Origin of the sequence: Synechococcus sp. R60.1 (genome assembly GCF_047461835.1) — a bacterium.
GTDB lineage: Bacteria > Cyanobacteriota > Cyanobacteriia > Thermostichales > Thermostichaceae > Thermostichus.
In genome coordinates this window covers 1-1,339 of sequence record NZ_JANSIA010000161.1, presented here as the reverse complement: position 1 = coordinate 1,339, position 1,339 = coordinate 1, and the positions used below count along the sequence as shown (strand labels likewise).

Annotated in this window: 1 protein-coding gene; it reads left to right on the top strand. The window is 59.7% G+C overall.

Annotated features, from left to right (window positions below; genetic code table 11):
* The first annotated feature begins 200 nt into the window (after window positions 1-200).
* A complete protein-coding gene (gene cysK / locus NW834_RS13675) occupies window positions 201-1,157 on the top strand; it encodes a cysteine synthase A (protein ID WP_011433569.1) in 957 nt (318 codons plus the stop codon).
* The last annotated feature ends 182 nt before the right edge of the window (window positions 1,158-1,339 follow it).

The window sequence follows — 1,339 nt, the reverse complement described above, 5'->3', positions numbered from 1 at the left end:
CAGGAGGGGTTTTGTAGCCCTCCCTCTCAAAACTTCAAGGAATGCAGGGATCCCCTCAATGCTGGGCCAAGGGCAGTGAGATCTTGAAAGGGGCACGCCAAGGAGCTTATTCAAGGGTTAGCCTCGCGTAAGGCCCTCGGTTGCTCCGGAGTTAAGGGCTAGGGCCCACTGCCGCGATGGTTTCTTCCTTTTTGTTAGCCATGAAAATCGCCGCCAACATCACCCAGCTCATCGGTCGCACCCCGCTGGTGCGGTTGAATCGGATCCCTCAGTCGGAAGGGTGTCTGGCCGAGATCGTGGTGAAATTGGAGAGCTTTAACCCTGCCGCTTCGGTGAAAGACCGCATTGCCGTCAGCATGATCGAGGCTGCCGAACAGGCCGGTTTGATCACCCCCGGCAAGACCATCTTGGTGGAGCCCACCTCTGGCAATACCGGCATTGGCCTGGCCATGGCCGCTGCTGCCAAGGGTTACCGGCTCATCATCGTCATGCCTGAGAGCATGAGCCTGGAGCGGCGACTGCTGTTGAAAGCCTACGGAGCAGAGGTGCACCTGGCCAGTAGCGCCGGCGGCATGGGGGAAGCCATCTGGAAGGCTGAAGAGATCGTCCGCCGCACTCCCAACGCTTACATGTTGGGCCAGTTCACCAATCCCGCCAACCCCCGGATCCATGCCAGAACCACCGGCCCGGAAATTTGGGAAGATACCGATGGTCAAGTGGATATCCTGGTGGCAGGGGTAGGTACCGGCGGCACCATCACGGGGGCGGGCGAGTTTTTGAAGGGGAAAAACCCGGCCATTCGACTGGTGGCCGTTGAACCCAAGGCCAGTGCCGTCTTGAGTGGTGGACGGCCCGGCTTTCATCGCATTGAAGGGATCGGAGCGGGATTCGTGCCTGATGTGCTGCGGCGCGACCTGCTGGATGAGGTGATCCCAGTGGAAGATGAAGAGAGCATGGTCTACAGCCGGCGCCTGGCCAAAGAAGAAGGGATCCTCTCCGGCATTTCCACTGGGGCTGCCTTGGCGGGAGCCATCCAGGTGGGGCGGCGACCGGAAAACGCTGGCAAGCGGATTGTAATGATCCAGCCTAGTTTTGGGGAACGCTACCTGAGCACACCTCTTTTTCGCGACTTGGAGCGGGATTCCGATTCGAGATGACGATGATGCTGAGACTGCTGCCCTACAGGTCGCCCTGGCCCAGAGGGCGAGCTAGCATGGGTGAGAGTGACGTGGCGGAACGGCAGACGCGCTAGACTTAGGATATAGTGCCGCAAGGCGTAAGGGTTCAAGTCCCTTCGTCCGCATGAGAATCCCCTACTTCCCCAGCCCTTTTCCCCCAA